Source organism: Paracoccus sp. C2R09, assembly GCF_018860625.1.
GTDB lineage: Bacteria > Pseudomonadota > Alphaproteobacteria > Rhodobacterales > Rhodobacteraceae > Paracoccus.
In genome coordinates this window covers 1-6,773 of record NZ_JAHKQB010000013.1, presented here as the reverse complement: position 1 = coordinate 6,773, position 6,773 = coordinate 1, and the positions used below count along the sequence as shown (strand labels likewise).

Annotated in this window: 1 protein-coding gene and 1 pseudogene; one reads left to right on the top strand and one right to left on the bottom strand. The window is 53.9% G+C overall.

Annotation, left to right across the window (positions count from 1 at the left end; translation table 11 throughout):
* Positions 1 to 1,210: 1,210 nt before the first annotated feature.
* Positions 1,211 to 4,405, bottom strand: coding sequence for an EAL domain-containing protein (locus tag KO490_RS03995; RefSeq protein ID WP_216018117.1), 3,195 nt, complete (start codon positions 4,403 to 4,405; stop codon positions 1,211 to 1,213).
* Positions 4,406 to 5,681: 1,276 nt separating this feature from the next.
* Between KO490_RS03995 and KO490_RS03990 the strand changes: the two are divergent.
* Positions 5,682 to 6,773: pseudogene (locus tag KO490_RS03990) on the top strand (cadherin-like domain-containing protein); the annotation flags it as partial.

Sequence of the window (6,773 nt, the reverse complement as noted above, 5' to 3'; positions counted from 1 at the left end):
ACCCGCAGGGGGCAGGTCAGGGACAACGCACGTCCTCAGAGCTGCAATAGAGCGGTCGGAAGCATTGCCCGCCGAAACTCAGATGTGATTTGGGCATTAACGCCAAGACGGCTGCGAAGCGGCTGAAGCGGAGGAAGGTTGATGAACTGAGGACCGCCCCAAAGGCGCCGCGCACAAAGATCGCCGCCTTTCGCCGCCACATAATCTTCCGCTGGATGACACGCTCCATTCCCTGCGACCTTCGACCCCCAACTGACGCGGACGGCACTGCATCGCTGCCTGCACCGGTATGGCGCCTCGCGCCTGCCGGACGTCAAGGACGACAAGCCGAAGCCGTAGTAGTTCAAGCGCTACCCGATCAGCTCCTTCCATATCGACATCGCCGAGGCGTAGACCGCTGAGCCCAAGCTCTATCACTTCGTCGGCGTTGGCAGCACAAGCAAGTTCGCAATTACCTAACTCGTCGCCAAGACTGGCGGGTGCACCGCATGGGAGTTCTTAGAGCACCTGCTCGAGGCGCTCGGCGGGCTGCCACGTCTTACCAGGCTCACACGATCCTGACCGTAAACGGTATCCAGCTCGCTGAACAACCACGCAGAACGAATACAGCCTATTCACAGCTGATGCGCTTCGACATGATCTGCGAGACGCAAGGGGATCGAGCAAGGACCGATCTAGCCCAACCATCCGTTAGTTTCCGAGGATCGGAGAAAGATCCGGGGGATCGTTTTCCTAAGGGGCGGCCAAGTCGAAAGGATGAACCGCACGATCAAGGCCGCAGAGGTCAAGCGGAGCCACTACCACAGCCACGATCGGATACGCACATCGTTCTCAGTCTACATGGCCGCCTATGTTTTCACTCCGGACCCTAAGGCCTTCGGTGGCTTCCCACCATACAGATACATCTGCAAAGCCCGGGATCCCGAGCCGGATCGTCTAATCCCAATTCCGCTGGAACAGATACCGGGGCCGTACAACTAGACAAAGCAATTGGAGTTTCTCAAAAATATCCAGGTTTAATACTTGCGGGTCGAAACGATATTCTTTACCCGAGGACTTCGAAAGAATATCTGAAAGTTGCCATTTGTCGGCTAGCCGCGAAAAAAACCGCTATTTCTCAAGTTCCGTCCCTTCAATGGCCCAGACAAGCGGCACCCCGTCTTCCTGGCCTTGAAAGCTGAAGCACCTGTGTTCATCATACGTTTCTTCTTCAATGCATTGCCTCGATGGCGGCAATTCCCGAAAGATTATCGTTTGCAATAGGAGCGGCAAACGAGTGAATGACAGGCTCTGGACGAGCGAGGGCAAATCCCTGCAATAAATCAATGCCCAGTTCAGCCAGCGCCTTGCATTCCTCATCACTCTCGACATGCTCGGCGACGGTTACCAACCCAGTCAGCCGAGCCATATCGATGAAGCACTTTAATGCAGCCAACGACACAGGATCATCCATGCTTCGGACGAAACTACCATCAATTTTCAGAAGATCCGCAGGCATTGCTTTGAGATATCGGAATGACGACGCCCCGGCCCCAAAATCATCTATTGCGACTTTTGCCCCGAGACGGCGCACAATTGCAAGAAACTCCGAAGCTTCCTCCAGGTTTGATATCATCGTATCTTCTGTTACTTCTAAACAGATGCGTTGACGCACTTCGATGGAACATCCCGATAGCCTCTCGATCACCGCATCTTTGAACGGACGCGATTCCATTGAGTGACCAGATATGTTTATTGTGTACATTTCAGATTCAGATGTACGATCTATAATCTCAATACATTTGCCTAGCATCCAAAGGTCAATTCTAGGGAGAAGCCCGTAGCGCTCTGCCGCTCCAAAGAATGAAGCGGGCGAAAGCATGGTTCCATCCTTTCCCTCCAATCGGATCAATAGTTCCGTCATCGCCTTACAGCCCACTGGCGATGCCGCAAAAATCCGTTGCCCAAAAACACGAAAACCGTCGCCCTCAAGAGCCTCTTCCAGCAATTGACTTATGGAGGAATTATGCTCTGCGGCAAGCATCGCGCTACTCTCGGGGCACCACAGTCGCGCCTGTCCTCGACCTGAGTGTTTCGCAGCATATGCGGCAATATCAGCACGACGCAGATAAACCTCCATGTTCGCAGCTGGGTCAGAGATCTCAGCTATTCCTATACTAGCTCCGATACGGGTAGTACGAAGCCCACATGACGCTCGTACGGACATAGAGGCTATTTTTGCGCAAAGAAACTGAGCGCTTTCACGAGCCGCTCCGACGCTATTAAAGCGAGAGACGACTACGAACTCATCCCCCCCGTACCTACCCACCAAAGAGGCTTCGCAAAAATGTTGTTTCACACAACGCGCCACTTTTTGTAACAGCGCATCGCCCGTCGAGTGCCCAAAGCCGTCATTTACCTTTTTAAAATAGTCTATATCTATATAAAATAAATAACTGAGGCCCACTCCAGCATATTCTCCGACAAACTCTTGATACCGGAATGCCAGCTCTGATCTGTTCAAGATGTCAGTCAGTGCATCATGGGTAGCACGGTACTCAATTTGAGCTGAAAGTAGCTTTTGCTCGCTCATATCTTTAAACACGAGTACGGCGCCCAGGGTCGCTCCGGAGCCATCCACGATGGGAGCAACCGAAGGGGTTACTTCGAGGGCTCGCTGGTGCCCAATTACAGCCAAGGTGCATTCTTCAGTAGTAAATGCCGTATTGCCTTCAATGGCAAGCGCAAGAACACAATGCCCTTTTTCATCATGCTTCGACGAAGCTCGTAGCTCCAATACATCGCAGAAACGAGAGCCGATTATCATCCCGCGATCACAGCGTAGCATCTCTTCAGCGGCCGGATTCAGCCATGTGATACGTTGCTGCTCATCGGTCGTTATTACGCCGTCTCCGATCGATGCAAGAGTGACGGCCATGTGCTGGCTTTGCTGCGCAAACTTGTCTAGTGCCAACTTTTCCGCGGAAAGATCGATACAAGAACCAAGGATGCGAACAGTAAATCCGTGCGCGTCGCGGTAGGCTTGGCCAGATAACTTCAGGGTCTTGACGACGCCGCCTTCGCCACCCCTATTAATCTCGAGCTGAAATTTATCTCCTCCAGATTTGAGCGCTTTTATCTGAGCTTTCAGCAAACCAGCTTGAGAAGCTGGCATCAGCTTTAGCCATTCAACCAATGAATTCGGCACTGCATGATCGTCCCCTTGGAAATGCTCTGCCATCTTGTCGTTCCAGGTGACGCTTCCATCAACCGCATCAACACTCCAGAGCCCAACCCCGCCGCTATCACAGGCCAACTCCATCCAGCACCGTGCTTCGCGCAACTCGAGTTCTTGTTGCACCCGCTGTGTAACATCCTGAAATGCACCAAAGAGTCGTGTTACGACTCCATCGACCATCTCGGTTTCGCCGGCGGCACGTACCCAGGCAAAACTTCCATCAGCACGAATTATCGGAAGCTCGAGGTCCCAAGCCTCTCCAGTGTCCATGCCTCGCTGGACAGCAGTTGCAATAGTGTTCTTAGCCTCCGGCGCATAGAAGGCTAAAGCCTCCTCGACTTTTGGACAATAATCATCGTGCACCCCATGAATGCGTCTGGTTTCAGCTGTCCAGCTGAGCTCGCCGGTGGCGATATTCAGTTCCCATCCGCCCACCTGCCCTACCTCCTGCATCCTTCGCGATATGACCGACGACAGGCTGGAGCCATCATTCGATGAGTCGGTGTGAAGCTGGTGCAAATAGAATGTGACCAAGAAAAGCGGCGCGTTCAACACAGGTTTAACAACCGTTGCTACAAGGGCGGTTTTTCGCGCATGGAGCTGAGAAAGTCTCACGTGCCGCCGTTCTACACCCTTCAATCCTCCACTATGCGCCCGCAGCACCTCCTCGAGACAGTCCTGGTCTCCCCACTCGATGAAAGAGTTCCAGTAGTCAATTGGAGCAAGCTCCGGTGTTCCAATCATATCCGGTCTATTAGAATGGCTGGAAACTATTTTTTGCTCGACGTCGACCAGCCATTCCATAATTCGGACACTTCCTTCCTCTTTCCAATGCGGATCTTCGATATTTCGACTTGTACTAATCTTCCCGTGCTGGACGACGTCGACGTAAACAGTGTGCTCCCGCATACCGTTCCGGGGTGACAACGAATTATAGCCGTAGAGTTTGCATTTCAACTTCGCACCCGCCGCCGTATGCAATTGGGTTCGAAAATCAGCTATATGGGAGCGCTCCCGCAATTTCTTGTTGAACTCCGTGAATTTTTGCAGGTCACTCACCAGCCCAAGTTCGACTGGGTGGCGACCTATAACATTATCTCGCTCATAGCCGAATATTTCCAACCACTCATCACTAACCGTTAGGATTTTCCCATCCTGGCAGCTCGTTAGATAATTCAGCTTTCCCATTGAGAGGTCGTGTGACAATTGGCTACTCCGCTAGATTCAAGGGGCCCTACCGGTTCTCCCGGGACGCTGCCGCCGGATCGTTCATTTCACGTTAAGGTTAACAAACCGTTTCTACATGTTAAGAGTAGCTGACTGGCCTGCGTCTCAGGCTACCGTCATGAGCGACAATGTCCGTCGCGAACATAAGTGCGCGGGATGGCATACAGCTCAGCCCAGATGGATTGCTCTGCCTTCGGTTCAAACGAAATATTACCTACTGGGCGTTCAGAGGCGCAGTGATTGGCAAATTTTCAACACACTATGCTGACACGTGGTAAGCGATGACTTTTGTATTTAAGCGCGCGCACCGTCATACGGGCTGATGGCAACCGCCTACAGAAAGATGTCAAGTTCCTCGGCATGACAGTTTGCGCAGACAGGAAAACTCTGGCTTTGGGCTGCAAGTAGCAGTTACAAGCGAAAGATCTTCTGAGGTGACAATCCCATTTTTCAGCAATAATTGGGTTAGCGATAGGACACGGAGAGCCGACGACCAGGAGGAATATTTATTTATCTCTACGCGTCCATTTGCGCACTGCGCCCTCTGGCATTCAATATTACTATCGACAAAAGTCGAATTAATCGCGTGAGATTAAATATACATGACTCAGGCCACATATGAAATGGCACGCGACGGCCTATCAGCCGCATTGAAAATGCTCGGCAGCCTCTGTATTGCAAATCTCTCTCTTTCCGAAACGACCGGCCCTTATAATGCCTCAAACAAACAGTGCAAAAATTCTGAATGTTAAGTTTGCATAAATTTGTCTCCGATTTTTTAATCGAAATCGCTGAAACCTCGTTCCCATATCAGTGCTGCATTGTATTTTGCATCAGCGTCGTGACGAACTAACCCTGACTATGAGATTTCATGAGGCGCGTTAATAATTTCGTAATTTCATGGTGTTCTTCTGCTCGGGTTGCCGAACAACAACTTTAGGGATGCCCCATCATGCTGCTGAGCGACCTCTTCGTTAACTTTCCTACCTTAGCGCTGCCAACCCAACCAGCGGTCCGGCCAGATCAGGTCTCACTCAGCAATCCGTTCGAACTGGCAGGACAGCCCAGCACCACCGGTTACGACCTGCAGGACTTCTACAGCGCCGAAGGCCTGGACCCCGAATGGCCGGTCGTGCAGGTTCCTGATGACCAGTGGTGCGGAGGTCAGAACCCCGAGGCCGGAACCGACCCAATGCCCCTGGAGCCTCTTCCCCCTGCTACCTTCGAAACGTCAGCCATGGCTGGGCGCGTCACCATCCTGACCCCGGACAGCCAGGACGACATCGCCAGCATGCGCGTCCTGTCCACCCCCGAGCACGGGAGCGTCAGCGTCAATCCCGACAACAGCCTGGCGCTGGTGCTGACCGAGAACCCCGAGAGGGACGATGATCTGTCCTTCCAGTACGAGGTGACCTATCTCGATGGCCGCAGCCAGGTGATCGATGCCACGATCGACGTGACCGAGGGCGCCGAGGCCGCAGGCTGGGGCATGGGCGATTTCTACATGCTCGAGCAGACGGCTTCGGGCGATCTGGTCGTCGAACATGGCGACAACCATCGCAAGGTGCATATCACCGAAGGCGATCACGGGCTGTCGCGTGCCGATATTGCCAAGGCCGAGGGCCTGAGCGAGGACAAGATCACCAGTTCCTGGCTGGTCGAACATCCCGAATACGGTGCAAGCGCGGATATGGCGCTGCAATCCGATCTGGGTATGGAGCTGTGGTACGCCATCACGGGCCGCCGGGTCGAGCCCAGCTCGGACTGGCTGCTGATGGAGCGCGGCTACGAATACGAGGGGCTGGGCCGGATCGTGAGCCGCGGCGCCGAGGGCGAAAGCGCCCTGCACCCGATGTATGTCGGGGCCTATGGCGAAGGGGCCGATCCGATCGTCACCGACGAGGTGCTTCTGTTCCAGGATCGCAGCGCGAACATCGTCATCCAGAATATCGAGGCCCGCGGCGGCTTCTCGATGAACGGGGCCGACAACCTGCTGCTGGACAACCTGACCATCACCGGCGGCGAAGCCGTGCTGAAGAACATCGATGGCCTGACCTTCCAGAACTCCCAGGTTCTCGACGTAGCCCGCGAAGAGACCGTCCGCGAGGGCGAGGTCTGGCACGCGTCGAACAACCGGATCAGCGGCGCCTATCTCTCGGGGGTCGAAGGGGGCCTGTTGCGCGACAACCTGTTCGATCGCAACGGCTGGGCCGAGGGATATGATTACGACATGTCCACGGACGCGCCCATGCCGCCCAGCTACTACAACCACAACCTCTATGTCCAAACCACCAATCTGGACATCACGGTGCGCGACAACGTCTTCATG

What these genes read in the sequence shown, in the direction of transcription:
- KO490_RS03995 (WP_216018117.1), bottom strand. Translation starts at nt 4,405, where the DNA reads ATGGGAAAGCTGAATTATCTAACGAGCTGCCAGGATGGGAAAATCCTA.